The 1683-nt window shown below is 56.3% G+C and carries 1 rRNA gene; it reads right to left on the bottom strand.

Features of this window, described 5'->3' with window-relative positions:
* Window positions 1-13: 13 nt before the first annotated feature.
* Window positions 14-1534: ribosomal RNA gene (locus tag AU198_RS19555) — 16S ribosomal RNA — on the bottom strand.
* Between the last annotated feature and the right edge of the window lie 149 nt (window positions 1535-1683).

Genomic DNA, 1683 nt, shown 5'->3' with positions numbered 1-1683 from the left:
TGGTGCTCCTTAGAAAGGAGGTGATCCAGCCGCACCTTCCGGTACGGCTACCTTGTTACGACTTCGTCCCAATCGCCGATCCCACCTTCGACGGCTCCCTCCCACAAGGGGTTAGGCCACCGGCTTCGGGTGTTACCGACTTTCATGACGTGACGGGCGGTGTGTACAAGGCCCGGGAACGTATTCACCGCAGCGTTGCTGATCTGCGATTACTAGCGACTCCGACTTCACGGGGTCGAGTTGCAGACCCCGATCCGAACTGAGACCGGCTTTGAAAGGATTCGCTCCACCTCACGGCATCGCAGCCCTTTGTACCGGCCATTGTAGCATGTGTGAAGCCCTGGACATAAGGGGCATGATGACTTGACGTCATCCCCACCTTCCTCCGAGTTGACCCCGGCAGTCTCTCACGAGTCCCCGCCATCACGCGCTGGCAACATGAGACAAGGGTTGCGCTCGTTGCGGGACTTAACCCAACATCTCACGACACGAGCTGACGACAGCCATGCACCACCTGCACACAGGCCACAAGGGAACCAATATCTCTACTGGCGTCCTGTGCATGTCAAACCCAGGTAAGGTTCTTCGCGTTGCATCGAATTAATCCACATGCTCCGCCGCTTGTGCGGGCCCCCGTCAATTTCTTTGAGTTTTAGCCTTGCGGCCGTACTCCCCAGGCGGGGTACTTAATGCGTTAGCTACGGCACGGATCCCAAGGAAGGAAACCCACACCTAGTACCCACCGTTTACGGCGTGGACTACCAGGGTATCTAATCCTGTTCGCTCCCCACGCTTTCGCTCCTCAGCGTCAGTTACTGCCCAGAGACCCGCCTTCGCCACCGGTGTTCCTCCTGATATCTGCGCATTCCACCGCTACACCAGGAATTCCAGTCTCCCCTGCAGTACTCAAGTCTGCCCGTATCGCCCGCACGCCCACAGTTAAGCTGTGAGTTTTCACGGACAACGCGACAAACCACCTACGAGCTCTTTACGCCCAGTAATTCCGGACAACGCTCGGACCCTACGTATTACCGCGGCTGCTGGCACGTAGTTGGCCGGTCCTTCTTCTATAGGTACCGTCACTTACGCTTCGTCCCTATTGAAAGAGGTTTACAACCCGAAGGCCGTCATCCCCCACGCGGCGTCGCTGCATCAGGCTTGCGCCCATTGTGCAATATTCCCCACTGCTGCCTCCCGTAGGAGTCTGGGCCGTATCTCAGTCCCAGTGTGGCCGGTCACCCTCTCAGGCCGGCTACCCGTCGTCGCCTTGGTAAGCCATAACCTCACCAACAAGCTGATAGGCCGCGGGCCCATCCCACACCGCAAAAGCTTTCCCCTCCCAGCCATGCAACCAGAAGGAAATATTCGGTATTAGACCCAGTTTCCCAGGCTTATCCCAAAGTGCAGGGCAGATCACCCACGTGTTACTCACCCGTTCGCCACTCGAGTACCCCGAAGGGCCTTTCCGTTCGACTTGCATGTGTTAAGCACGCCGCCAGCGTTCGTCCTGAGCCAGAATCAAACTCTCCAAACAAAAACGTTCAGAACAATCTGACCAAACAGACACCAAAAACTGGCATCAACAAACACCACACCCACAAACGGGAAAACAGGGCATGGCAAAAAACAACAACAAACAAAAACCACCAAACACACTATTGAGTTCTCAAACAACACACCCGC

This window comes from Mycobacterium sp. GA-1199, assembly GCF_001500045.1.
Classification (GTDB): domain Bacteria; phylum Actinomycetota; class Actinomycetes; order Mycobacteriales; family Mycobacteriaceae; genus Mycobacterium.
Note: the sequence above shows the minus strand (reverse complement) of the source record. Positions and strands in the feature narration are given on the sequence as shown.